Here is a 24,406-nt window from a genome sequence, read left to right as displayed (position 1 = left end):
GCCCCCATGGTGACGACCGTCGATGCCACGCCCCGCCTCGAGCAAGCGCCAGCCGCGCAGGGCCATGCCGTGCGGCTGCTCGGAGAATGGACCTCCGCCCAGTTCGCGCGGCCGAACCTGTTCCGCGACCTGGAGCGCGGGCTGCCGCGCGGAGGCCGCCAGCAGCAGTGGGACCTGCGCGAGGCGGCGCTGGACCACGTCGGCGCCCAGCTGCTGTGGGACCACTGGGGCCACCACTGGCCGGAGCAGCTGGAGCTGCTGCCCGCGCAGCGCGCCATCCTCGAACGGGTGGCCCAGTTCACGACCCGCCGGTCGCGGCGCAAGCGCACCAGCCTCTGGATGCTCTATCTGGCCTTCGGGGGGCTGCTGCTGCGCGCCTTCGACCACGTCAAGGGCTTCGTCCAGCTCATCGGGCAACTCACCATCGACCTGCGTGAACTGGTGCGGGCGCCGCACCGGGCCCCCTGGCGCGACTTCTCCGGCCACCTTTACCGCATCGGCGCGACGGCCCTGCCGATCACGGCGCTGGTGGGCGGCCTGATCGGCGTCGTGCTGGCCTACCTCACGGCGCAGCAGTTGAAGCAGTTCGGCGCCGACGCCTACATCGTCGACATCCTCGGCATCGCGCTGGTGCGCGAGCTGGGGCCCATGCTGGGCGCGATCCTGATCGCCGGGCGCTCCGGTTCCGCCATCACGGCGCAGATCGGGGTGATGCGGGTGACCGACGAACTCGATGCGATGCGCGTCATGGGAATCTCGCACACCTACCGGCTGGTGATGCCGCGGGCCATGGCCCTGTCCATCGCCATGCCCCTGATCGCCTGCTGGACGACGATCGCCGGCCTGATCGGCGGCATGGTCGCCGCCGACCTGTCGCTGGGCATCAGCCCGCTGTTCTTCCTCAAGGCGCTGCCCGACGCGGTGCGGGTGTCGAACCTGGTGCTGGGCCTGTCCAAGTCGGTGGTGTTCGGCATCCTGATCGCGCTGATCGGCTGCCACTTCGGCCTGCGCGTGCAGCCCAACACGAATAGCCTGGGGCAGGGCACCACGGCCTCGGTGGTCACCGCGATCACCGTGGTGATCCTGGTGGATGCGCTGTTCGCCATCCTGTTCAGCAACGTGGGGATCTGATGGCCGACACCCTGTCCCCGCTTCCCGACGGCACCCGGCCCGTGGTGGAGATCCGCAAGCTGTGGTCGGTCTTCGACACGCCGGACCGCCGTCTCGTGGTCCACAAGGACCTGGACCTGACGGTCAACCGTGGCGAGGTGGTCTCCATCGTCGGCGGCTCCGGCTCGGGCAAGACGGTGCTGCTGCGCCAGATCCTGGGACTGGAGCGCCCCCATCGGGGCCAGGTGCACATCATGGGGCGGCCGGTCGACCAGTTCGCCGGGCCGGGCGCCTCCAGCCGCATCGGCATGCTGTTCCAGCACGGCGCGCTGTTTTCCGCCTTCACGGTGCTGGAGAACGTGGCCTTCCCGCTGCGCGAGCTGAAGACCCTGCCGCGGCGCCTGATCGTCGAGGCGTCCATGGTGAAGCTGCAGATGGTGGGCCTGAAGCCCGCCGACGCCGAGAAGATGCCCTCGGAACTGTCCGGCGGCATGATCAAGCGCGCCGCGCTGGCGCGCGCCCTCATCATGGACCCGCCGCTGCTGCTGCTGGACGAGCCCACGGCGGGCCTGGACCCCGACAGCTCCGACGGCTTCGTCAGCCTGCTGCGCTCGCTGCACCGCGACCTGGCGCTGACCGTGGTGATGGTGACGCACGACCTGGACACGCTGTTCGAGCTGTCCACCCGCATCGCCGTGCTGGCGGACCAGCACGTGATCGTCAACGACAAGCCGCGGGAGGTGATCGCCTTCCGGCACCCCTTCGTGGAGGATTTCTTCCTGGGCGAGCGCGGCCAGCGCGCGATGGAGCTGCTGCGCGAGTACCCGTTCGCGATCTGATCAAGGTAGAAACGCATCATGGAAAACAAGGCCCACGCCATGGCCGCCGGCATCTTCGTGGCGCTGATGACGGCGCTCGTGCTGGGGCTCGCCTCCTGGCTGACGCGCGAGACCGGCGTGCGCGACACCTACGAGATCTCCACCCGCGAGACGGTCACCGGCCTGCAGGAACAGGCGCCGGTGCGCTTCCGCGGCGTCGACGTCGGCAAGGTCCGGCGCATCGGCTTCGATCCCAAGGCCGTCGGCAACGTGCTGGTGCGGCTGGAGGTCGATCGCGACACGCCGCTCACGCGCGACACCTTCGCCACCCTCAGCTACCAGGGCGTCACCGGCCTCGCCTTCATCCAGCTGTCCGACCACGGCAAGCAGGCGCCGCGGCTGGTCCCCGACGACGACAACCCGCCGCGCATCCCGCTGGAGCCGGGGCTGCTGGGGCGGCTGGAGGAGAAGGGCGAGGTGATCCTGGAGCGCGTGCAGGAGGTGACGGAGCGCGTCAACGCGCTGCTGAGCGACCCGAACCAGAAGCGCATCGCCGATGCGCTGGAGAACGTCAGCCAGGCCGCCGGGGCGACCAACCAGCTGGCGCAGCGACTCGACGCCACCGTGAAGCAGAAGCTGGATCCCGCCATCGCGCAGGCCTCCGTCACGCTGCGCGACGTGCAGGCGACGTCGACCCATTTCCGCACGACCGCCGACCAGGTGAGCGCGGCCGCGGCGCAGTTCGGGCAGCTCGCGCAGAGCATCAACGCGCCGGGGGGGCCGCTGCAGCGCATCGGGGAGGGCACCGACTCGCTGGCGCACGTGGTGGAGACCTTCAGCACGACCACGCTGCCGCGGGTCAACAATCTCGCCGAGGAAGGCAACGACACCCTGCGCACGCTGCGCCGGGCCATCAACGAGCTCACGGAAAATCCCCAGATGTTGATCTACGGTGAAGGCCCACCCCATCCCGGTCCGGGCGAGCCGGGCTGGCAGGCGCCGGGGGCGCGTCGATGAGGCGGCGCACGCTGCTCCCCTCGATCGCGCTGCTGCTCGCGGGCTGCAGCGCGCTCCCCAGCAAGCCGGCGCGCCCGGCCCTGTACGACTTCGGCCCGGAGCCCTCGGCGGCCTCGGCCACCGCGCCGGCCCGCCCGGCGCTGGTGCTGCCGGAGGTGGAAACGAGCGGCATCCTGGAGACGCCCGCGCTGCTGTACCGCCTCGGCTACGACGATCCCAACGAGCTGCGTCCCTACGCCTATGCGCGCTGGAGCGCCCCGCCCGGGCAGCTGCTGCGGCAGCGCCTGCGCGATGTGCTGGGGCGCGACCGGCCCGTGCTCGACGCCTCCGCCGCCGCGGCCCTGGCGCGCCGCGGCGGCAGCCCGCCCCCGGTGCTGCGCGTGGAACTGGAGGAGTTCAGCCAGCTGTTCGAGTCGCCCACCGCGAGCCAGGGCGTGCTGCGCCTGCGCTGCACCCTGCTGGAAAACACCGGCGGCGGCGAGCGCCTGGTGGCGCAGCGCAGGTTCAGCGTGCAGCGCCCCGCGACCAGCGCCGATGCGCCCGGCGGCGTGCGCGCGCTGGCGGCGGCCACCGACGCCGCGGCCGAGGACATTGCCGCCTGGCTGCAGCAACGCTGAACGCCATGGCCACCCCCACGCTGGAGGACCAGATGCGCGCCGCCGGACTGGAGGTGCTGGGATGCTGCGAGCGCCTCTCGGGCCTGCCGGAACTGATGGAGCACAGCGTGCTGCTGCAGGACTTCACGCCGGTGGAAGTGGACGTGCTCGGCTCGCTGATGGTCCACGTGCGCGCGCAGCCGGGGCAGATGCTGATCGCGGAGGGCGACGCCGACGACTGGATGATGCTGCTGCTGCGCGGCTCGGTGGACGTCGGCAAGCGCATCGGGCCGGACGCCGACCGCGACCTGCGGGGCGACAATACCCGGCTCGCCGTCCTGCGGCCCGGCACGGTGCTGGGCGAGATGTCGATGTTCGACGGCGAACCCCGCTACGCGAGCTGCTGGGCGCTGGGCGAGGTGGAGGCGGCGGTGCTGGACCGCGCCGGGGTCGAGCGTCTGATCCGCGCGCGGCCGGACATCGGCGCCAAGCTGCTGGTCAAGCTGACGCAGCTGCTGGCGCAAAGGCTGCGCAACATCAGCAGCCAGCTGGTCAAGGTCTTGCGCCAGCGTGTCGGGTGAGCCGAAGATTCGTACCGCAAAGGAGGCGTGCACCATGTTCCAGGCCCTGGTCCTCGACAAGAACCCGGAGTTCAGCGCGACGGTCCGCGAGGTGGACGACAGCTTCCTGCCGGAAGGCGACGTCACGGTCGCCATCGAATATTCCACCCTCAATTTCAAGGACGGGCTCGCGATCACCAACCGCTCGCCGGTGGTGCGCAGCTGGCCCATGGTGGCCGGCATCGACGGCTCCGGCACGGTGGTCGACAGCGCCGACCCGCGCTGGAAGCAGGGCGACGCGGTGGTGCTCAACGGTTTCGGCGTGGGCGAGACCCACAAGGGCTGCCTGGCCGGCAAGGCGCGGCTGAAGGGCCAGTGGCTGGTGCGCCGGCCCGCGGCGCTGGGCGCCCGCCAGGCGATGGCGATCGGGACGGCCGGGTACACGGCCATGCTGTGCGTGCTGGCGCTGGAGCGCCACGGCCTGCGTCCGGGCGACGGCGAAGTGCTGGTGACCGGCGCCACCGGCGGGGTCGGTTCGGTGGCCACCGCGGTGCTGGCGCAGATGGGCCACAAGGTGGTGGCCGCGACCGGCAAGGCGAGCGAGGGCGAGTACCTGCGCAAGCTGGGCGCCGCCGAGGTGATCGACCGCGCGGAACTGGCGGCACCGGGCAAGCCCCTGCAGAAGGAGCGCTGGGCCGGCGTGGTCGATGCGGTGGGCAGCCATACCCTCGCCAACGCATGCGCCCAGGTGCGCTATGGCGGCGCGGTCGCTGCCTGCGGCCTGGCGCAAGGCCTCGACCTGCCCGCCACGGTGATGCCCTTCATCCTGCGGGGCGTCGCTCTGCTCGGGGTGGACAGCGTGATGGCTCCGATGCACCTGCGCGAGCAGGCCTGGCACCGGCTGGCCCGCGACCTCGACCCGGCGCTGCTGGAGACCATGACCAGCGAGGTCCCGCTGGCGCAGGCCGTGGCCGCCGCGCAGCGGCTCATGGCCGGCCAGGTACGAGGGCGTATCGTGGTGAACACCGCCGCCGGTTGATTCCTCGCATTAAGCCGGGCGCGTAGCAGCGCCTACCGGCCATCCGACGCCGGCGCTTGCCATCGGCGACATTGACAGCTGTCAACGAAGCGAGCCCGGCGCAGTCGTACCGTGCGTGCATGCCGATCGCAAGCGCCCACCGAACCCACGCGCGGCCCGTCGAAATGCTGCACGCTTGGGGTCATTTCGTTCCGTGGATCGTGCTGGCGGTGATCATGGCCATCAGCATCGAGGGCTCCCGGCGCGAAGCGGCCACCGTGCGGGTGGACCTGACCGGCAGCCAGGCCCAGGCCGTGGGGCAGGAGCCTGCCGCCGTGCGCTGCGACCTGCGCCATGGCTTCGTGCTGCGGCTGGCGATGTACGCGCAACTGATGGTGCACAAGGTGGTGCCGGGCGACGTGCACGCGCAGCACACGCACGGGGCGACCTGCCGCGTGCAGCCCTGAGCGTACTGCCTTCGTTCTCTTCCGGGCTTCCGCCCTATAGTGGCTGCTTCCATGCAGTCCAGCCCGCCCGCCGCCGGACGCCGCGCCGCGCGGCGCCACCTGTTCGCCCGCCACGCGGCGGTCGTCCAGCGCCGCATGGAGCGCCTGCCGCCCAACGTGCGGGCGCTGCTCTGGTCGACGGTCTCCGGCCTCCTGTTCGTCATCCTGAACTCGCTGATGCGCGGGCTGTCGCTGACGCTGGACCCGTTCCAGACGCAGTTCCTGCGCTACCTCATGGGCTTCGCCGTGATGCTGCCGCTGATGCTGCGCGCCGGGCTGGGCGCCTACTGGCCGAAGAACGTGGCGGGGCAGTTCACGCGCGGCGCGGTGCACACGGTCGGCCTGGTGCTGTGGTTCATCGCGCTGCCGCACATCCCGATCGCCGACGTCACCGCGATCGGATTCATCGGGCCGATCTTCATCATGCTGGGCGCGGTGCTGGTGTTCAAGGAGCCGATGCGGTGGGAGCGCTGGCTGGCCGCCGGGATCGGGCTGGCGGGCGTGCTGGTCGTGGTGGCGCCCAAGCTGGCCGGCAGCGGCGGCCTCTACAACCTGGTGATGCTGGCGTCCTCGCCGGTGTTCGCCGCCTCCTTCCTGATCACCAAGGCGCTCACGCGCTACGAGCGGCCGGAGGTGATCGTGGCGTGGCAGAGCATCAGCGTCACGGCGTTGAGCCTGCCGCTGGCGCTGTGGCACTGGCAGGCGCCCGGGCTCGTGCACTGGCTGCTGTTCCTGGCCTGCGGGCTGCTGGGAAGCACGGCGCACTACTGCCTCACGCGCTCCTATGCGACGGCGGACATCTCCGCCACGCAATCGGTCAAGTTCCTGGAACTGGTGTGGGCCACGCTGATCGGCTGGATCTGGTTCGCGGACCGGCCGAGCCGCTCGACGCTGGCCGGCGGCCTGGTGATCTGCCTGTCGACGCTGTGGATTGCCCGCCGGGAAGCGCGCGGGCCGCGGTAAAGGCCAACATCCGGACGCAGAGGACGCGAAGGGTACGCAGAGGACGCAAAAGAAACCGTCAAAGGTTTTCCTGTCCCCGTCAAGGCACTGCGTTCGCAATCCCCGCGGCAACGTGCCCTGCGGGCACGTGCAGCGCCGCGCGCTTCACGTGGCCGGTCTGGTCGTCGAAGAAGAAGTCCGGCTCGAACTCGCGCAGGAACTCGCTCTTGTCCAGGCCGCCGAGGAACATCGCCTCGTCGACGTGGATCTTCCAGTCCATCAGCGTGCGGATCGCGCGCTCGTGCGCGGGGGCGCTGCGCGCCGTGACCAGCGCGGTGCGGATGCGCATCTGCGCGTCGCCGGCCTGCTGCAGCCGGTGCAGCGCGGCCAGCAGCGGCTTGAAGGGGCCGCCCGGCAGCGGCTCGGCGGCGTGGGTCAGTTCGTGCTGCTGGAACGCCTCCAGCCCCTCGGCCTGGAACACGCGCTCGGCCTGGTCGGAGAACAGCACGGCGTCGCCGTCGAAGGCGATGCGCACCTCGTTCGGGTAGTTCGCGCTGGCCAGCACCGATTCGGTCAGCACGTGGGCGGCGGGAAAGCCGGCCGCCAGCGCACCGCGCACGTCGTCGCCGTTGGCCGACAGGAACAGCGTGGCCTTCAGCGGCCGCAGGTAGCCGAAGGGCGAGCGGCCCTGGGTGAACACGCCGCGCTGCAAGTGGATGCCGGCGTGGTCGGCCGAGCGGAACACGCGCATGCCGGAGACGGGGTCGTTGCGGGAAAGCACGACCACCTCCACCCGCTGCGCCGTGGCGTCGTTGAAGGCGAGCAGCTTGCGGATCAGCGAGAAGGCGATGCCGGGCCGGGCCGGCTGCTCCAGCCGCTCCAGCTGCAGCCGCATGTAGCCGGCGGCGTCGCCGCTCTCGAACACCCGGTTCTCTTCCTCGAAGTCGAACAGGGCGCGCGAGGCGATCGCGACGACCAGCTTGTTCTCGAGGGAAGGCGGGGGCATGGCCTTATCGTACCCACTGGTTCAGCTGGATGATCGGCAGCAGGACCGCCAGCACGATCAGCATCACGACCAGGCCCATGCCGACGATCAGCAGCGGCTCCAGCAGGGTCGCCATCTGCAGGGCGCGCCGCTGCACTTCGGCGGAGAGCTGGTTCGCGGCCCGCTGCAGCATCGTCGGCAGCTGGCCGGTCTGCTCGCCCAGCCGCGCGAACATGCCGAGCAGCCCGGGGAAGCGCTTCTTCTGGCCGATCGCGGAGGCCAGCGGCGCGCCTTCGCGCACCAGCACCAGCGCGTCCAGCGCATCGGCCCGCATCGCGCGGTTGCCGAGGGTCTCGGCGGCGGCCTGCAGCGCCTTCAGGATCGGCACGCCGGCGCCGGCCAGCATCGCCAGCGTGCCGGCGAAACGCGCCGCGTTGTAGCCGCGCGCGAGGCGGCCCACCAGCGGCAGCTTGAGCCAGCCGGCATCGAAGCGTTCGCGGAAGGCCGGATTGCGCAGCGACAGCCGCAGCGACGCGAACGCGACGGCCAGCGCCCCGAGCACGACCAGGCCCCAGCTGCGCACGAAGCTGCTGAGCGCCAGCATCAGCACGGTCAGCATCGGCAGGGCCCTCTTGGTGCCGGCGAACACGTTGGCGACCTGCGGCACCACGTAGGTCATCAGCAGCAGCACGATCACGATCGCGGCGACCGTCACGATGGCCGGGTACAGGGTGGCGGCCAGCAGCTTGGCGTTGAGCGCCTGGCGCTCCTCCAGGTCGTCGGCCAGGCGCTCCAGCACCAGCCCGAGATGGCCGCTCTGCTCGCCCGCGCCGACCACCGCGATGTAGATCTCGGAGAACTCGCGCGGGAAGCGCGCCAGCGCCTTGGCGAAGGACGAGCCGGCGTTCACCTCGGCGCGCAGGGCGGCCACGAGGTGGTGGTGGTGCTCGTTCTCGGCCTCGTCGGCCAGGGCGGTGAGCGCGCGTTCCAGGGTGAGGCCGGAGCCGACCAGGCCGGCGAGCTGCCGGGTCCAGATCGACAGCCCGGTGGCCGTGAACACCCGGCGGCGCAGCAGCCCGCGGGCGGCGCCGGCCGTCCCGGCGTCGCCGGCCGCGACCGGGCGCACCTCCAGCGGCACCAGGGAGCGGCCGCGCAGCAATCCGCGCGCAGCCCTGGCCGTGTCGGCCTCGATCACGCCCTTCTGGGTGGCGCCTTCCGTGTCCAGGGCCTCGAATGCATATGCCGGCATGTCCGGATCATACGGTCCGCGCCTACAGGGGACGCGGCGCGGCTGCGTTAGCTTTGCGGGTCGACCACACCAGGGAGTGACCAGGCCATGGACAGCCAGCCGGGCGAGCAGCCCGATCGCATCGCCATCGAAGACGAACAGGCCGTGGCGCGCTGGGCTTCCGATCGCGTCAAGGAACTCGGCGGCTGAGCGCGATGCGGCTCAAGCGCGTCCTGACCGCCTTCGGCGTCGTGCAGGGCGTCATGGCGCTGCTGTTCGGCGCCGCCTCCCTGCTGCTCACGGCCGTTGCCGCCCGCATGGGTTGGCAGGCCGCCGCCTCCGGCCTCGACGCCCAGGCCGCGCAGGAAATCATCGAAGCCGTCGGCCTGCTCGCCGCGGCGGTGGTCGCGCTGCAGATGGCGCAGACCATCGCCGAGGAGGAGGTGATCCGCGAGGCGCACGTGAGCGCGCCCACGCGGGTGCGGCGCTTCCTTTCGCGCTTCCTGGTCGTGCTGGTGGTGGCGCTGGTCATCGAGGGCCTGGTCGCCACCTTCAAGGCGCTGCACCAGGACATCCAGCTGCTGGTCTATCCGGCGGCCCTGCTGGGCGCGATCTCCCTGCTGCTCGCCGCCTGGGGCTTGTTCCTGCACCTGAACCGCTCGGCCGAGGAACTGGAACCCGAGGCGATGGAGGAGGCCAAGCGGGAGGACCGCAAGCTGAAATAGCATTGCCGGATGAGCGTGCACCTGCCGACCGACCTGCCCGGGTGCGTGCTGCGCCCCTGGCGCGCCGCGGACAAGGAAGACCTGATCCGGGAAGCCAACAACCGCAAGGTGTGGCGCAACATGACGCACACCTTTCCGCACCCCTACACCGAGCGCGACGCCGATCACTGGCTGGAGATCGCGGCGAACCCGGGCGCCAGCATCCAGCTCGCGATCGCCATGGACGGGCGCGCGGTGGGCGGCATCGGCGTGATCGCCGGGGACGGCATCTTCGCCGCCACGGCGCAGTTCGGCTACTGGCTGGGCGAACCGCACTGGGGCCGCGGCATCGCCAGCGCGGCGGCCGCGGCGCTGGCCGGGCGCATCGGCCGCGAGCGGCTGTTCGCGCGGCTGGAAGCGCAGGTGTTCGACTGGAACCCGGCCTCGATGCGCGTGCTGGAGAAGGCCGGCTTCGCGCGCGAGGCGGTGCTGCGCAGCGCGGCGACCAAGGACGGCTGCCTGATCGACACCGTGCTGTACGCGCGGGTGTTCGCCGAGGCGGGACCGGTGGGCGACTGACAGCGCGTCGACAGCGCCGGCGGGTAAGCTCGCGGCCTTGCCGCGATGCGGCTTCCTTCCAGTAGTCCCCATGAACCACACGAGACGCTCCATCCTGGCCGCCGGCGGCGGCGCCGCGCTGGCCGGCCTGCTGCCGGCCGCTTCCTTCGCGCAGGGCGGCTGGCCCGCCAAGCCGATCCGCTTCGTGGTGCCCTTCGCGCCGGGCGGCAGCTCGGAAATCATCGCCCGCTCCGCGGCCGGCGAACTGAGCAAGGCCCTGGGCCAGAACGTGTTCGTGGACAACAAGCCCGGCGCCTCCGGCAACATCGCCATGGCCGAAGTGGCGCGCGCGGACGACCAGCACACCATCATCCTGGGCCACATCGGCACGCTGGCGGTGAACCCGTACATGTACGACCGTATCCCGTACGACCCGAACAAGGACTTCAAGCCGGTCAGCCTGCTGGCCAAGGTGCCCAGCCTCTACGTGGTGCACCCGGACGTGCCGGCGAAGGACCTGAAGGAGTTCATCGCGCTGGCGAAGAGCAAGCCCGGCCGGATGAATTACGGCTCGGCCGGCAATGGCAGCGCCGGCCACCTCGCCTTCGAGTACCTGAAGATGACCGCCGGCATCTTCCTGCTGCACATTCCCTACAAGGGCACCGGCCCGCAGCTCACCGACCTGCTGGCCGGCCGCCTCGACGCCGCCTCGGTCGGGGCCTCCGCCATCCTGCCGCACATCAAGGCGGGCAAGCTGCGCTGCATCGCCACCGGCTCGACCCAGCGGCTGCCGCAGCTGCCGGACGTGCCCACGGTGGCCGAGCAGGGCTTCCCCGGCTTCGAGATGACGCAGTGGTACGGCATGCTGGCGCCGGCGAGCATGACGCAGGCGAACGTCGACCGTCTCGCCGCCGAGACGCAGAAGGCCATGAAGTCCAATGCCGCGCTGGAGCGGCTGACGCAGGACGCGGCCCAGGCCGTGGGCGGCACGCCGGCGCAGTTCGCGCAGTTCATCGCCCAGGAACAGAAGCGCTGGAAGCTCGTGGTGGAACGGGCCAGAATCAAGCCCGAGTGATTGGCGGCCCTCCCGCGCGGCCGCCGTGGGAGACGCCATGCAGGACATCCTCGAGCGCAACAAGCGCAACGCCCAGGCCTTCTACGACCTGGCGTTCAACCAGTGCCAGCCGGCCGCGGCGATGGAGCGCTACGCCGGCGCCACGTACATCCAGCACAACCCGCACGTCGGCGACGGCAAGGCGGCCTTCATCGAATACTTCGAGAAGATGGCGCGCGACTACCCCGGCAAGCGGGTGGAGTTCCGGCGCGCGGTCGCCGAGGGCGACCTGGTCGTGCTGCACTGCTACCAGCACTGGCCGGGCGATGCCGACCCGCACTGGGCCGGCATCGACATCTTCCGGCTCGACGCCGGGGGCAAGGTGGTCGAGCACTGGGACGTGCTGCAGGTGGTGCCGAAGGAAGCGAAGAACGCCAACGGAATGTTCTAGGAGGGCGCCGTGAAGCTGCTCAAGATGCTCCTCGCGCTGGCCACCGCGGCTTCGCTGCTCGCGCCTGTCGCCGCGCGCGCCCAGGCCGCCGCCCAGGAAGTGAAAGTGATCGTGTTCCCCGGCGGCTTCAACTGGCCGTTGTGGGCCGGGCTGGCGCAGGGCTTCTTCGCGCAGCAGGGCCTGGATGTGAAGATCGTCAACACGCCCAACTCCACGTTCCAGCTCACCGGCCTGGCCAAGGGCGATTTCGACATCGCCATGACCGCCATCGACAACCTGATCGCCTACCGCGAAGGGCAGGGCGCGCCGGGGGTCGACGGCAGCGACCTGGTGGCGGTGATGGGGGCCGACAACGGCTTCCTGCGCCTCGCCTCGACGGCCGAGAACCGCTCGATCGCCGACCTCAAGGGCAAGCAGGTGTCGGTCGATGCGTTGACCACGGGTTATGCCTTCGTGCTGATCGAACTGCTGGAACGCAATGGCCTCGTGCTCGATCGCGACTACACCACCGTGCCCGCCGGCGGCGTGCTGCAGCGCTACGAACAGCTGCTGGAAGGCAAGCACGCGGCGACGCTGCTGCTGTCGCCCTTCGACGTGCTGGCGAAGGCCAGGGGCCTCAACGTGCTGGCCGACGCCTCGGCCGCCTTCGGCAGCTACCAGGGCCTGGTCGCCGGCGTGCGGCGCGGCTGGGCGCGGCAGAACGAGCGCGCGGTGGTGGGCTACATCCGGGGTTACCGGCAGTCGCTGGACTGGCTGTTCGACCCGGCCCACAGGCAGGCCGCGCTCGAGCTGTTCCAGCGCAACGTGCCGAACGCGACCCCGCAGGCGGCCGCCACCGCCTACGACATCCTGCTGCACCCGGTGAACGGCTTCGACCGCCAGGCGAGGCTCAGCGAGGAGGGCACGCGCACGGTCATCGCGCTGCGCGAGAAGTACGGCAAGCCGCCGAAGAAGATGCAGCCGGTGGCGTCGTATTACGAGCCGCGGTATTACGAGGCGGCGTCGCGGCAATAGCCCTTCGGGCCGGCAGATAATAAGCACATATATAATCTGCCGGTAGATGAAACTCGCCCTCTCGGGGCGCTTCGGCTTCCTGGTCAACGAAGTCTCGCGCCTGTACTCCCAGCAGTTCGACCGCCTCGCCCGCGAGCAGCTCGGCCTCTCGCTGGCGCAATGCCGCCTGCTCGCCGCGCTCGCCCGGCACGAAGGCGAGGAGGCGCTGTCGCAGGCGGAGCTGGCGCAGAAGCTGGGCCTCACGGCCATGGCCGTCGCGACCATGTGTGACCGGCTGGCGGCCGCCGGCTGGATCGAGCGGCGGGCCCATCCCGGCGACCGCCGGGTCAATCGCCTGCACATCGACCCGAGCGCGCGCAAGGCGCTGGAAAAGGCGCTGGGGCTGGGCGACGAGCTCACCGCTACCGCGCTGGCCGGCCTCGCGGCCGCCGAGCGCAAGCAACTGCTCGCGCTGCTGGCGAAGGCGCGCGAGAACCTGCTGGAGGCCACCGCCGCGGGAGTGCCCGAATGAGCGCGCCGGCACCAGCGGCCGCGGTGCCGCACCGCGGCATGATCACCCTCTCGATCATGCTCGCCACGATCATGCAGGCGCTGGACACCACCATCGCCAACGTGGCGCTGCCCCACATGCAGGGCAGCCTGCAGGCCTCGCAGGACCAGATCACCTGGGTGCTCACCTCCTACATCGTGGCCTCCGCCATCGCGCTGCCGCTGACGGGGTGGCTGTGCACGCAGTGGGGCCGGCGCAAGGTTTTCCTCATCTCGGTGATCGGCTTCACGATCGCCTCGGCCCTGTGCGGGCTGGCCACCTCGCTGGCCGGCATCGTCGCCGCGCGCCTGCTGCAGGGCATCTTCGGCGCCGCGCTGGTGCCGCTGTCGCAGGCCGTGCTGCTGGACATCAACCCGCCGCAGAAGGTAGGCCAGGCGATGGCGATCTGGGGCGCCGGCATCATGGTGGGCCCCATCCTGGGCCCGATGCTGGGCGGCTGGCTGACCGAGAACTTCGACTGGCGCTGGGTGTTCTTCATCAACCTGCCGGTAGGCGCGTTCGCGCTGTACGGCATCTGGCGCTACCTGCCGGAGAACCGGCCGCGCGCGGCGCCGCTGGACATGTTCGGCTTCGTCGCGCTGAGCCTGGGCATCGGCCTGCTGCAGATGTTCCTGGACCGCGGCGAGCTGCTGGACTGGTTCGATTCCTGGGAGATCCGGCTGGAAGCCGCCGGCGCGTTAATCGCCTTCGCCTTCCTCGCGGTGCACACATGGACGGTGCAAGGCACCTCCTTCCTGGACCGCGAGTTGCTGAAGGACCGCAACTTCATCACCGGTTGCGTGTTCGGCTTCATCGTCGGCGTGGTCCTGTACGGGACGATGGCGCTGCTGCCGCTGTTCCTGCAGGGCCTGATGCAGTACCCGGTGGTCTACACCGGGATGATCACCGCGCCCCGCGGCATCGGCACCATGATCGCGATGATCGTCGTCGGCCGGCTGGTGCAGAAGGTGGACCTGCGGCTGATCATGGCCACCGGCTTCGCGCTGACGGCGATCGCCCTCTGGCAGATGACGCACATCACGCTGCAGATGGACAGCAGCCTGATCGTCACCTCCGGCTTCATCCAGGGCCTGGGCATCGGCTTCACCTTCGTGCCCCTGTCGGCCGCTGCCTTCGCCACCCTGGCGCCGCGGCTGCGCAACGAGGGCACGCCGATCTACAGCCTGGTGCGCAACATCGGCGGCAGCGTCGGCATCTCGGTGGTGCAGGCCCTGCTGACGCGCGGCATGGCCCAGGGGCATGCAAGCCTCGCGACCTTCGTTGCGCCGGGCAACCCCGCGCTGGCCGACCTGCCGGCGGCGCTGCTCCCGGGCTCTCCGGCCGGCATGGAACTCCTCAACGCGGAGGTCACGCGGCAGGCGGCGTTGCTCGCCTACGTGAACGACTTCTGGATCATGATGGCCGTCACGGCGCTCGCGATCCCGCTGCTCGCGCTGATGCGGCCGCCGCGCCGCCAGGCCGCGCAGGCCGCCGGCGACATGCCGCACTGAGCGGGGAACCCTCGACGGCCGGCGACGTGCCGTCCAGGCTCCTCACATCTGCCGCAGCCTGAAGCGCTGCAGCTTGCCCGTCTCGGTGCGCGGCAGGCTGGACACGAACACGACCTGGCGCGGGTACTTGTACGGCGCAATGGTGGCCTTCACGTGTTCCTGCAGCGCCTTGACCATCGCGGCGTCGCCCTGGTGGCCCGGCTTGAGCACGCAGAAGGCCTTGACGATCATCCCGCGCTCCTCGTCCGGCTGGCCGATGACCCCGCACTCCGCGACGGCGGGGTGCTTCAGCAGCGCGTCCTCGACCTCCGGGCCGCCCACGTTGTAGCCAGCCGTGATGATCATGTCGTCGGCGCGGGCCTGGTAGACGAAGTAGCCGTCCTCGTCCTGCAGGAAGGCGTCGCCGGGGTGGTTCCAGCCGTCCTTCACGTAGTTGGCCTGGCGCGGGTCGTCCAGGTACCTGCAGCCGGTGGGGCCGATCACGGCCAGCTTGCCGACGGTGCCGCGCGGCAGCTCCCTGCCGTCGTCGTCCACCACGCGCGCCTGGTAACCCGGGACCACCTTGCCGATCGCGCCGCGCCGCACCTCGCTGCCGGCGGAGGAGATGAAGATGTGGAACATCTCGGTGGCGCCGATGCCATCGAGCATCTCGAGGCCGGTCGCCTCCGTCCAGAGCTGCCGCGTGGCATCGGGCAGGCCCTCGCCGGCGCTGACGCTGGTGCGCAGGCGGCCGACGCCCAGCTGGCGCGCGAAGGGCGCCGCCTGCCGGTAGAAGGTGGGCGCGGTGTAGCAGATGGTGGCGCCGACCTCCACTATGGTGCGCACCAGGCTCTCCGGCGTGTAGGGCGCGTCGGGGAAATACACCGAGGCGCCGGCCCACATCGGGAAGACCAGCAGCCCGCCGAGGCCGAAGGTGAAGGCGAGCGGCGGCGTGCCGACCACGATGTCCTCGGGCGTGGCGCGCAGCACGTGCCGCGGCCAGGTCTCGCAGGCGGCGAGCACGTCGCGGTGCGTGTGCACGGCGGCCTTGGGCTGGCCCGTCGTGCCGGAGGTGAAGGCCAGCAGCGCGATGTCGTCCGCGGCGGTGGGGCAGGCCGCGAAGCCGCCTTCCTTGCGCGCCGCGCGCACGGCCAGGGAGCCGGGCTCGTTCGCCGCGTTGAACGGCACCACGGTCGCGAGCACGGGGCGGTCCTTGCGGGCCAGCTCCAGTTCCTCCAGCAGGCGGATATCGCACAGGGCCAGCGTCGGCTGCGCCTTGTCGATGATGTCGCCCAGCTCGCGCGCGCGCAGCAGCGGCATGGTCGCGACCGCCACGCCGCCGGCCTTGACCACCGCCAGCCACGCGAGCGCCATGCCCACCGAGTTGCCGCCGCGCAGCAGCACGCGGTTGCCGGGCACCAGGCCCAGGTCTTCCACCAGCACGCGGCAGATGCGATCGACGCGCTCGCGCACCGCGCCGTAGCTGAGGATGCCGGCCGGCGAGCGCATCAGTGGGCGCTCGCCCCAGCCGCGGTCCGCGGCGCGGTCCAGGAGCTGCTCCACCACGTTGCACTGCGGCGGCAGTTGCAGCTCCGGCAGTTCGTAGAGCAGCTTCGGCCAGCGGTCCGCGGCCGGCAGGCGCTGGTGGACGAAGCGGTCCGACTGGGCCGAACTCACTGGAGTACCTTCGTGCTGCGCACTCCGGTATTCGCGCTTGGGGCGGCCCGGCGCGCTCATGCGGCGGCCTCCTCGCGGCCGCGCGCGGCGTGCTCCTTCACCTTCCCCAGCAGCTTGTGCAGGGTGGCGATCTCCTTCTCGTTGAGGGCCGTGAAGGCCTCGACGATCCAGTCCTCGTGCTGGCGCGCCATCTCCTGGAACTGCTTGCGGCCGCGCGCGGTCAGGCGCACCCGGCAGGCGCGGCGGTCGCCCTCGACGTCGATCCGTTCCACCAGGCCCTCGGCTGCGAGCTGGTCGGTGATGCCGGTGACATTTCCGCCGGTGACCATCATCCGGCGCGACAGCTCGTTCATCTTCAGGCCGGCCGGGGCGCGTTCGAGTTGCGCCATCAGGTCGAAGCGGGGGAGCGTGGTGTCGAAGCGCTCGCGCAGGAGAGTGCGCACCTGCTTTTCCACCAGCTGCGTGCAGGTCAGCAGGCGCAGCCACAGTCGCAGCGCCTCGGGGTGCTCGCTGTGGGCGCGCGCTTCGATGTCCATGGGGCGTCCTTTCGATGTCCGTCAAATAGTTTAGGCTTAAACATATCGGATCGCAAGCGAACGTCCGCTTCGCGTTTGCCGTCGAACTTTCGCGCCGCCGTCCTACAGACACTCCGTTGACGGGCCGCGCCGGACGTGCAGAGAATTTGTCATGGAAGTCCTCCTGCACAAGCTCGAAACACAACTCGCGGGATTGCCGGTTCCACTCTCCGTCGCCTTGCCCGGCGGCAAGCGGATCGGCTCGCCGGATCCCGCCGTTCGCCTGGAGTTCAACGACTGGTCGGGGCTGGCCACCTTCGCGGCCGGCCTCATTGGCAAGGTCGCGGAAGACTTCGTCGAACAGCGCGTGCGCATCGAGGGCCACATGCGCGACGTGATGGCCGCCGCGGCCGCCCTGCTGCCCGGCAGCCCGGTGCCCAGCGACACCGGCTGGTGGACGCAGGTGCTGCGCCGCGCGAAGTCACTGGCCAACCACACGCCGCAGAAGGACGCCGAGCAGATCCGCTTCCACTACGACGTCTCGGACGACTTCTACGCCTTGTGGCTGGATCCGCGCCGGGTCTATTCCTGCGCCTACTTCCGCGAGCCGGGCTACTCGCTGGCGCAGGCGCAGGAGGCGAAGCTGGACCACATCTGCCGCAAGCTGATGCTGCAGCCCGGCGAGCGCTTCCTCGACATCGGGGCCGGCTGGGGCGGGCTGCTGCTGTGGGCCGCCGAGCACTACGAGGTGCAGGCCACCGGCATCACGCTGTCGCACAACCAGCATGCCTACGTGAACGAGCTGATCGAGAAGAAGGGATTGAAAGGCCGCGTGCGCATGCTGCTGCGCGACTACCGTGAGCTGGAGGAAGACGAGTCCTTCGACAAGATCGCGTCGGTCGGCATGGTCGAGCACGTCGGCCTGGTCAACATGAGCGCGTATTTCGGCAAGATCTGGCGGCTGCTCTCGCCCGGCGGGCTGGTGATGAACCACGGCATCACGGCCGGCGCGCTGGAGCCGGGGCAGCTCGGGGCCGGCATGGGCGAGTTCATCGGCAAGTACATCTTCCCCGGCGGCGAACTGCTGCATGCGAGCCTGTTGCTGCGCGAGATGGCGATCGGCGGGCTGGAGATGGTGGACACCGAGAACCTGCGGCCGCACTACGCCCGCACGCTCTGGGCCTGGTCCGACGCGCTGGAGGCGCGGCTGGAGGAGGCCCGGGCCGTGCTCGAACGCAGCCAGGGGGCCGAGGCCGCCGGCCGGGTGCTGCGGGCCTACCGGCTCTACCTGGCGGGTTGCGCCATGTCCTTCGAGCGTGGCTGGATCGCGCTGCACCAGTTCCTCGCCACGCGGCCGGATGGCAGGATGAGCACTGGCAAGCACCGGGGCGCACAATCGCCCTATCCCTTCAATCGCGACTACATCTACCGCTGATGCTCTACAAATTCAAATCCAAGGCTGCCGGCGACCTGATCATGCTCGAGCCGAACGGCCGCCGCGTGCTGCAGATCATCGGCAAGGACCCGGGGCCCCAGGGCATCATCCTGCCCGAGGAAATGCCGGGCGCGATCGCGAAGCTGGAACAGGCGATCGCCGACGAGGAGGCCGAACACAAGCGCCTGATCGAGGAGGCCAAGGCGAAAGGCGAGGTGCCGCCCAAGTTCGAAGGGGTCTCCCTGCGCCAGCGGGCCGTGCCCTTCATCGACATGCTGAATCGCTGCGGCAAGGAAGAAAAAGAGATCGTCTGGGGGGTGTGAGCCCCCGCCGGCTCAATCCACCTTCGCGCCCGAAGCCTTCACCACCGCCGCCCACTTCTTCGTCTCCCGCTCGATCAGCTGCGCGAACTGCGCGGGCGTGTTGCCGCTCGGGATCGCGCCCTGCGCCTGCAGGCGTTCCTTCAGCGCCGGGGTGGCCAGCGCCTTGGCCGTTTCCTGCTGGATGCGGTTGACGATGTCCATGGGCGTGCCCGCCGGCGCCAGCAGCCCGAACCAGGAGGTCGCCTCGAAGCCCTTGAGCGTGGGTCCGCCGGCTTCCTCCACCGTCGGCACGTCGGGCAGCGCCGTCGAACGTTGCGCGCTCGTCACCGCCAGCGCCTTCAGCTTGCCCGACCTGATGTGCGTCATGGCCGAAGGCAGGTTGTCGAACATCACGTCCATATCGCCCGACATCAGGCTCAGGAGCGCGGGGTTGGAACCGGTGAAGGGGAAGTGCGTCATGTACGTCCCCGTCATCGTCTTGAACAGCTCGCCCGCCAGGTGGATGGAGGTGCCGTTGCCGCTCGAGGCCATGTTCGGCTTGCCCGGATTGGCCTTGGCGTACTTGATGAAATCCTGCACGTTGCGGATGTTGCGGGCCGCTGCCTTCTCGGTGTTGACCACCATCACGTTGGGCACGGCGGCCACCAGCGTGACGGGCTGGAAGTCCTTCACGTGGTCGAAGGGCATCCTGGCGTACAGCGACTTGTTGATCGCGTGCGTGCCCACCGTTCCCATGAGCAGCGTGTAGCCGTCCGGGGCCGACTTGGCGACGATGTCGGCGCCGATGTTGCCGCCGGCGCCGGCCTTGTTCTCGACGACGAAGGACTGGCCGAGCGCCTTCGTGAGTTCCTGCGCCACCGAGCGGGCCAGGATGTCGGTGGTGCCGCCGGCGTTGAAGGGCACCACGATGCGCACGGGCTTGTTCGGCCAGGCGGCCTGGGCGAAGGACACGGCAGGCAGCAGGCTGCCCGCGGCCAGCACGGAGCCGCAGGCGAGCAGGCGGCGGCGGGAAGCGGAAGGGGCGGTGCGAGGGCTCACGGCGGATCTCCTGGGTTTTCTCGTTGTGCGTGGCAGCCCGGCGAGCTGCGCTGAACGGACCATCATGCCAAAGAAGAAGCCGCCCGCAGGCGGCTTGTCGCGCAGGTGCCAGGGGCGCTCAGTCGACGTAGACGCCCGCCGCCTTGATCAGCGGGCTCCACTTGTTGATCTCGCTCTTGACGAACTTCTTGTGCTCGGCGGGTTCGGTGCGGTTGTCGTTGACGACGACGGCGCCCAGCGCTTCCTCGCGCTTGAGGAAGTCCGGGTCCTTCAGGGCGGCCTTCAGGGCGTCGTTCAGCTTCTTCAGCACCGGCGCCGGCGTGCCCTTGGGCGCGTAGAGGCCGTGGAAGATCGTGACGTTGAAGTCCTTCACGCCCACTTCCTGCAGGGTCGGCGTGTCCTTCAGCACCGGGATGCCCAGGCGCTTGGGCGTGGTGACGGCGAACACCTTCACCTTCTTGCCTTCGATGGCGCTGGTGGTGTTGGTGGTCTGGTCGCACATGAGGTCGATCTGCCCGCCCATCAGGTCGGTCATGGCCGGCCCCGTGCCCTTGTACGGCACGGCGGTCATGTCCACGCCCATCGCGTGCTGGAACAGCATGCCGCACAGGTGCGAGGCCGAGCCGACGCCGGCGTTGCCCAGGTTGATCTTGCCCTTGTTGGCCTGGATCCAGGACACCAGCTCCTTCCAGTTGTTGGCCGGCAGGGAGGGCTTGCCGATGATCGTCATCGGCACGTCGTTGATCAGGCCGAGGTATTCGAAGTCGTTCTCGACGCTGAACGGGATGTTGCGCACCAGCGTGGGCATGGTGGCCATGCTGATGTGGTGCAGCAGCAGCGTGTGGCCGTCGGCGGGCGACTTGGCGACCTTGTTGGCGCCGATCGAGCCACCGGCGCCGGCGGCGTTGTCGACGATCACCGTGGCGCCGCTGAGCGGCTTGCGCAGGGCCTCGGCCAGGTCGCGGGCGACCTTGTCCGTGGGGCCGCCGGCGGCGAACGGCACGATGATCGTGATCGGCTTGCTGCCGGGGAATTCCTGGGCGCCCGCTCCGAAGGTGGCGGCGGCCAGGGCCAGCGGCAGGAGCGACTGGAACAGCTTCTTCATTGTCTCGACTCCGTGTTTGGTGGAAAACGCAAAAAACGCGGGATGATAGAGATCCGCTGACAATCCAGCTCGGCGGGAACTACGTATTCCGATTGAGCGGCATCAAGGGACACCGCAGTATGTCGCGCACGCTAATCTTTGTGGCGAGGCAGCGGGCGCTCACTTGTAGCTGCGCGCATCCTCGATGACCTTGCCGTCGTTCGGCAGCGTGCCCGGCTGCACCAGCTGGACTTCGGCGCGCAGCTTGGTCACGTCGCGCACCGCCTCGCCGATGCGGGCGTCCAGGCCCTGCGGCGGCGCGGCCGCTTCCGCCTGGAAGGTCATCACGTCGTTGGCCATCTCGCCGCTGACGACCAGCCGGGCCTTCACGATCTCGGGGAAGCGCCGGGCGATGTCCGCGACCTGGCTGGGGTGCACGAACATGCCGCGGATCTTGGTGGTCTGGTCGGCGCGGCCGAGCCAGCCCTTGATCCGCGTGTTGGTGCGGCCCGTCGGGTCCTGGCCGGGGAGCACCGCCGACAGGTCGCCGGTGCCGAAGCGGACCAGCGGGTAGGTGGGGTTCAGGGTGGTGACGACCACCTCGCCCACTTCGCCCGGCGCGACCGGATCGCCGGTGCCGGGGCGCACGATCTCCACGATCACGCCCTCGTCGATCACCATGCCCTCGCGCGACGCGGTCTCGTAGGCGATCAGGCCCAGGTCCGCCGTGGCATAGCTCTGGAAGACGTGCAGCCCGCGCTCCAGGAACCAGTCGCGCAGGCTGGGCGGGAAGGCCTCGCCGCCCACCAGCCCCTTGCGCAGGCTGGAGATGTCGCTGCCCGACTCCTGGGCCTTCTCGACCAGGATGCGCAGGAAGCTGGGCGTGCCCGTGTAGCAACCGGGTCGCAGCTCCGCGATGGCCTGCAGCTGCTGCTCGGTCTGGCCGGTGCCGGCCGGGAACACCGTGCAGCCCACCGCGTGAGCGCCCGATTCCATCAGGAAGGCGCCGGGGGTCATGTGGTAGCTGAAGCAGTTGTGCACCAGGTCGCCGCTGCGGAAGCCGGCGGCGAACAGGGCGCGCCCCATGCGCCAGTGGTCCCGCGTGCTGCCGTCCGGCTCGTAGATGGGGCCCGGCGAGGCGAAGACGCGGGGCATCGCGGGGCCGCGCCGCACGGCCGCGAAGCCGCCGAAGGGATCGCTGGCGCGTTGCGCCTTCTGCCGTTCCAGCAGTTCGTGCTTGCGGGTGACGGGCAGCCGGGCGAGCGCGGCGCGCGAGACGATGCTCGCGGCGTCCACGCCGGCCAGGATTTCGGCGTAGGCCGTGGTGGCGTGCTGGGCATGGGCGACCTGCGCCGGCAGCGCCGCCATCAGGTCGGCCTCGCGCTGGCCCGCCGGCCGGGTCTCGAGGCTGTCGAAGTAGTCCTGCATGTCGTCTTTCCCTCTTTCCCTCGCTTGCGCCTCAGGCCAGCCAGCGCTTGCGGCGCTTGTAGCTCTTGACCTCGCGGAAACTCTTGCGCTCGCCGCCGCCGACGCCCAGGTAGAACTCCTTGACGTCTTCGTTGTTGGCCAGTTCGCTGGCCGGCCCGTCCATCACGATGCGGCCGCTTTCCAGGATGTAGCCGTAGTCGGCGTACTTCAGGGCCATGTTGGTGTTCTGCTCCGCCAGCAGGAAGGTGACCTTCTCCTTGGCGTTGAGGTCCTTCACGATCTCGAACACCTCCTCCACGATCTGCGGCGCGAGGCCCATGGACGGCTCGTCCAGCAGCACGAGGCTGGGGCTGGCCATGAGGGCCCGCCCGATCGCGCACATCTGCTGCTCGCCGCCGGAGGTGTAGGCCGCCTGCGAGGTGCGGCGCTGCTTCAGGCGCGGGAAGTAGGCATAGACCTTCTCGAGGTTGGCGGCGACCTCGCTGCGGCTGGAGCGCGTGTACGAGCCGGTCAGCAGGTTCTCCTCGATGGTGAGGTGGGCGAAGCAGTGGCGGCCCTCCATCACCTGCACCACGCCGCGCTGCACGAGGTCGGCCGGCGTGAGGTTCTCGATGCGCTCGCCGCGCAGCTCGATGGAGCCCTTGGTGACCTCGCCGCGCTCGCCCTTGAGCAGGTTGGAGACGGCACGCAGCGTGGTCGTCTTGCCGGCGCCGTTGCCCCCGAGCAGCGCCGCGATGCCGCCCTGGGGCACCTGCAGCGACACGCCCTTGAGCACGAGGATCACGTGGTTGTAGATGACCTCGATGCCGTTGACGTTCAAAACGATAGGTCTTTGTTCCATGGGCTTAGGGTGTGAACCAAACGAAAGGGCGTGTCACTTTCGTTTGGCGGCTCCTTGGAGCCGCGTCCCCTCCCGCTTGGCGGGAGGGGCAGGGGAGGGTGCCGTCAGCAGCGCGAAGCGGCCCGCCGAGCAAGCTGACTGTCAGGACTGACAGTCAGCAGGCGAACGGCGGGTCAGCTTCTTCTCCGCCGCGTACTTGTCCGCCGTGTTCTTCACCAGCGGCTTCAGCACCTGTTCGTCCGCCTGCAGCCAGTCGGAGCTGAACTTCCACTGCTTGCCGTCCCAGGTGTGCACGCGGGCCCAGTTGGAGCCCATGTGGTCCTGGCACGAGGTGCTGACCGGGCGCATCACGCCCTTGAAGCCCAGCGCGTCGAGCTTGTCCTGGCTGAGGGCCAGGTTCTCCAGGCCCCAGCGGGCCTGCTCGCCCGTCACGACCTTGCCCTTGCCGAAGCGCTCCTGCGCCCGGCGCACGCCTTCCACGCCCAGCATGGCGCTCATCGCGCCGCGCATGTACAGCACCGACCCCACTTCCTCCTTCGGGCCCGTGCCCTGGCCCTTGCCGTGCACCTTCTCCAGGATTTCCTTGACCACGGCCGACTGCGGCTCGGCGCCGTGCTGCATGGTCACGGCGTTGTAGCCCTTGGCACCCTCGCCGACGTCCTTCACGTCGGGCTCGGCGCCCGACCACCACACGCCGTACATCTTGTCGCGCGGATAGCCCGTGGCCACGGCTTCCTTCAGGGCGGTGGAGTTCATCACGCCCCAGCCCCACAGCATCACGTAGTCGGGGCGCGCCTGCCGGATCTGCAACCAGGTGGCCTTCTGTTCCACGCCGGGGGCCGTCACGGGCAGCAGCTGCAGGTCGAAGCCGTGCATGTGGCTGCGCTCCTGCAGCAGCGGGATCGGCTCCTTGCCGTAGGGGCTGTCGTGGTAGACCAGCGCGATCTTCTTGCCCTTGAGCTTGTCGAGGCCGCCCTCGCGCTTGGCGATGGTCTGCACCAGCGCGTCGGCCGCCAGCCAGTAGGTGCCGGCGAGCGGGAAGTTCCACTTGAACACGCCGCCGTCCTGGCTTTCGCTGCGGCCGTAGCCGGCGGTGATCAGCGGGATCTTGTCGCCGGGGGCCTTCTCGGTCAGCGCGAAGGTGATGCCGGTGGACAGCGGCTGGAACAGGGTGGCGCCGCCGTTCTTGCCCTTCAGGCGCTCGTAGCACTCGACGCCGCGGGCGGTGTCATAGCCCGTCTCGCATTCCTCGAACACGATCTTCACGCCGTTGATGCCGCCGCGCGCGTTGGTGAGCTTCAGGTAGTCCACGTAGCCGTTGGCCCACGGCACGCCGTTGGGCGCGTACGGGCCGGTGCGGTAGGGCAGCACCGGGAAGAACTGCTCCTTCGCCTGGGCGAACGCGTTCGTCGCGATGCCCGACGAGGCGGCCGCGGCCAGCACGGCCGCCGCGAGGACTACGTTGCGCAAATTCATGCTTGTCTC

26 protein-coding genes are annotated in these 24,406 nt (G+C 70.0%); 17 read left to right on the top strand and 9 right to left on the bottom strand.

Features of this window, described 5'->3' with window-relative positions:
• The first annotated feature begins 6 nt into the window (after positions 1-6).
• The 8 genes from JJ685_RS13100 to JJ685_RS13065 all read left to right on the top strand — a co-directional run bounded on the left by JJ685_RS13100 (position 7) and on the right by JJ685_RS13065 (position 6,588).
• Positions 7-1,131, top strand: a complete 1,125-nt coding sequence (locus JJ685_RS13100) for an MlaE family ABC transporter permease (protein ID WP_201674656.1) — start codon at positions 7-9, stop codon at positions 1,129-1,131.
• Entirely contained in the window at positions 1,131-1,949 is an 819-nt protein-coding gene (locus tag JJ685_RS13095) for an ABC transporter ATP-binding protein (RefSeq protein WP_201674655.1), read from the top strand. Before JJ685_RS13100 ends, JJ685_RS13095 begins: the two co-directional genes overlap by 1 nt.
• A gap of 18 nt (positions 1,950-1,967) precedes the next feature.
• Entirely contained in the window at positions 1,968-2,945 is a 978-nt protein-coding gene (locus JJ685_RS13090) for an MlaD family protein (RefSeq protein ID WP_201674654.1), read from the top strand.
• On the top strand, positions 2,942-3,562 hold the full coding sequence (locus JJ685_RS13085) for an ABC-type transport auxiliary lipoprotein family protein (RefSeq protein ID WP_201674653.1): 621 nt from the start codon (positions 2,942-2,944) through the stop codon (positions 3,560-3,562). Before JJ685_RS13090 ends, JJ685_RS13085 begins: the two co-directional genes overlap by 4 nt.
• Positions 3,563-3,567: 5 nt before the next feature.
• On the top strand, positions 3,568-4,122 hold the full coding sequence (locus tag JJ685_RS13080; protein WP_201674652.1) for a cyclic nucleotide-binding domain-containing protein: 555 nt from the start codon (positions 3,568-3,570) through the stop codon (positions 4,120-4,122).
• Positions 4,123-4,156: 34 nt separating this feature from the next.
• Positions 4,157-5,140, top strand: coding sequence for an acrylyl-CoA reductase (NADPH) (gene acuI / locus JJ685_RS13075; RefSeq protein ID WP_201674651.1), 984 nt, complete (start codon positions 4,157-4,159; stop codon positions 5,138-5,140).
• A 164-nt stretch (positions 5,141-5,304) separates the two neighbouring features.
• A complete protein-coding gene (locus JJ685_RS13070; protein ID WP_201674650.1) occupies positions 5,305-5,586 on the top strand; it encodes a hypothetical protein in 282 nt (93 codons plus the stop codon).
• 51 nt (positions 5,587-5,637) lie between these two features.
• Entirely contained in the window at positions 5,638-6,588 is a 951-nt protein-coding gene (locus tag JJ685_RS13065) for a DMT family transporter (RefSeq protein WP_201674649.1), read from the top strand.
• Between the two features lie 79 nt (positions 6,589-6,667).
• Here JJ685_RS13065 and JJ685_RS13060 read toward each other — a convergent pair whose 3' ends face one another.
• Positions 6,668-7,573 (bottom strand): 5'-nucleotidase, encoded by a 906-nt coding sequence (locus tag JJ685_RS13060; RefSeq protein WP_201674648.1) that lies wholly within the window; start codon positions 7,571-7,573, stop codon positions 6,668-6,670.
• 4 nt (positions 7,574-7,577) lie between these two features.
• Entirely contained in the window at positions 7,578-8,801 is a 1,224-nt protein-coding gene (gene gspF / locus JJ685_RS13055; protein ID WP_201674647.1) for a type II secretion system inner membrane protein GspF, read from the bottom strand.
• Positions 8,802-8,995: 194 nt separating this feature from the next.
• Between gspF and JJ685_RS13050 the strand changes: the two genes are divergently transcribed.
• The 7 genes from JJ685_RS13050 (at position 8,996) to JJ685_RS13020 (ending at position 14,601) form a co-directional block, all read left to right on the top strand.
• Complete coding sequence (locus JJ685_RS13050; protein ID WP_201674646.1) at positions 8,996-9,505, top strand: hypothetical protein; 510 nt, start codon at positions 8,996-8,998, stop codon at positions 9,503-9,505.
• Between the two features lie 9 nt (positions 9,506-9,514).
• On the top strand, positions 9,515-10,063 hold the full coding sequence (locus tag JJ685_RS13045; RefSeq protein WP_201674645.1) for a GNAT family N-acetyltransferase: 549 nt from the start codon (positions 9,515-9,517) through the stop codon (positions 10,061-10,063).
• A 70-nt stretch (positions 10,064-10,133) separates the two neighbouring features.
• A complete protein-coding gene (locus tag JJ685_RS13040) occupies positions 10,134-11,117 on the top strand; it encodes a Bug family tripartite tricarboxylate transporter substrate binding protein (RefSeq protein WP_201674644.1) in 984 nt (327 codons plus the stop codon).
• Between the two features lie 37 nt (positions 11,118-11,154).
• On the top strand, positions 11,155-11,547 hold the full coding sequence (locus JJ685_RS13035) for a nuclear transport factor 2 family protein (protein ID WP_201674643.1): 393 nt from the start codon (positions 11,155-11,157) through the stop codon (positions 11,545-11,547).
• 9 nt (positions 11,548-11,556) lie between these two features.
• Complete coding sequence (locus JJ685_RS13030) at positions 11,557-12,561, top strand: ABC transporter substrate-binding protein (RefSeq protein ID WP_201674642.1); 1,005 nt, start codon at positions 11,557-11,559, stop codon at positions 12,559-12,561.
• A 46-nt stretch (positions 12,562-12,607) separates the two neighbouring features.
• Complete coding sequence (locus JJ685_RS13025; protein WP_201674641.1) at positions 12,608-13,072, top strand: MarR family winged helix-turn-helix transcriptional regulator; 465 nt, start codon at positions 12,608-12,610, stop codon at positions 13,070-13,072.
• On the top strand, positions 13,069-14,601 hold the full coding sequence (locus JJ685_RS13020) for a DHA2 family efflux MFS transporter permease subunit (protein ID WP_201674640.1): 1,533 nt from the start codon (positions 13,069-13,071) through the stop codon (positions 14,599-14,601). The genes JJ685_RS13025 and JJ685_RS13020 overlap by 4 nt, the downstream gene beginning before the upstream one ends.
• A 42-nt stretch (positions 14,602-14,643) precedes the next feature.
• Here JJ685_RS13020 and JJ685_RS13015 read toward each other — a convergent pair whose 3' ends face one another.
• Both JJ685_RS13015 and JJ685_RS13010 read right to left on the bottom strand, forming a co-directional pair.
• Positions 14,644-16,317: an AMP-binding protein gene (locus JJ685_RS13015; RefSeq protein WP_201674639.1), complete on the bottom strand. Its 1,674-nt coding sequence runs from the start codon at positions 16,315-16,317 to the stop codon at positions 14,644-14,646.
• Complete coding sequence (locus tag JJ685_RS13010; RefSeq protein WP_201674638.1) at positions 16,314-16,793, bottom strand: MarR family winged helix-turn-helix transcriptional regulator; 480 nt, start codon at positions 16,791-16,793, stop codon at positions 16,314-16,316. The genes JJ685_RS13015 and JJ685_RS13010 overlap by 4 nt, the downstream gene beginning before the upstream one ends.
• 151 nt (positions 16,794-16,944) lie before the next feature.
• On the opposite strand from JJ685_RS13010, the gene JJ685_RS13005 reads away from it, so the two are divergent.
• Both JJ685_RS13005 and JJ685_RS13000 read left to right on the top strand, forming a co-directional pair.
• On the top strand, positions 16,945-18,207 hold the full coding sequence (locus JJ685_RS13005; protein WP_201674637.1) for a class I SAM-dependent methyltransferase: 1,263 nt from the start codon (positions 16,945-16,947) through the stop codon (positions 18,205-18,207).
• Positions 18,207-18,530 carry a DUF1840 domain-containing protein gene (locus JJ685_RS13000; protein ID WP_201674636.1) on the top strand — a complete coding sequence of 108 codons (324 nt, stop codon included), beginning with the start codon at positions 18,207-18,209 and terminating at the stop codon, positions 18,528-18,530. Before JJ685_RS13005 ends, JJ685_RS13000 begins: the two co-directional genes overlap by 1 nt.
• A gap of 12 nt (positions 18,531-18,542) precedes the next feature.
• Here JJ685_RS13000 and JJ685_RS12995 read toward each other — a convergent pair whose 3' ends face one another.
• The 5 genes from JJ685_RS12995 to JJ685_RS12975 form a co-directional block, all read right to left on the bottom strand.
• Complete coding sequence (locus tag JJ685_RS12995) at positions 18,543-19,631, bottom strand: Bug family tripartite tricarboxylate transporter substrate binding protein (RefSeq protein WP_201674767.1); 1,089 nt, start codon at positions 19,629-19,631, stop codon at positions 18,543-18,545.
• 55 nt (positions 19,632-19,686) lie between these two features.
• Positions 19,687-20,673 carry a tripartite tricarboxylate transporter substrate-binding protein gene (locus tag JJ685_RS12990; protein WP_201674635.1) on the bottom strand — a complete coding sequence of 329 codons (987 nt, stop codon included), beginning with the start codon at positions 20,671-20,673 and terminating at the stop codon, positions 19,687-19,689.
• Positions 20,674-20,832: 159 nt separating this feature from the next.
• Entirely contained in the window at positions 20,833-22,080 is a 1,248-nt protein-coding gene (locus JJ685_RS12985) for a phenylacetate--CoA ligase family protein (protein ID WP_201674634.1), read from the bottom strand.
• A gap of 31 nt (positions 22,081-22,111) precedes the next feature.
• Entirely contained in the window at positions 22,112-22,921 is an 810-nt protein-coding gene (locus JJ685_RS12980; protein ID WP_201674633.1) for an ABC transporter ATP-binding protein, read from the bottom strand.
• A 141-nt stretch (positions 22,922-23,062) separates the two neighbouring features.
• The gene (locus JJ685_RS12975) at positions 23,063-24,397 is read right to left on the bottom strand and encodes an ABC transporter substrate-binding protein (protein ID WP_201674632.1); all 1,335 of its coding nucleotides are present in this window, start codon (positions 24,395-24,397) and stop codon (positions 23,063-23,065) included.
• Positions 24,398-24,406 lie beyond the last annotated feature (9 nt).

The organism is Ramlibacter monticola (genome assembly GCF_016722785.1).
GTDB classification, from domain to species: domain Bacteria; phylum Pseudomonadota; class Gammaproteobacteria; order Burkholderiales; family Burkholderiaceae_C; genus Ramlibacter; species Ramlibacter monticola.
Note: the sequence above shows the minus strand (reverse complement) of the source record. Positions and strands in the feature narration are given on the sequence as shown.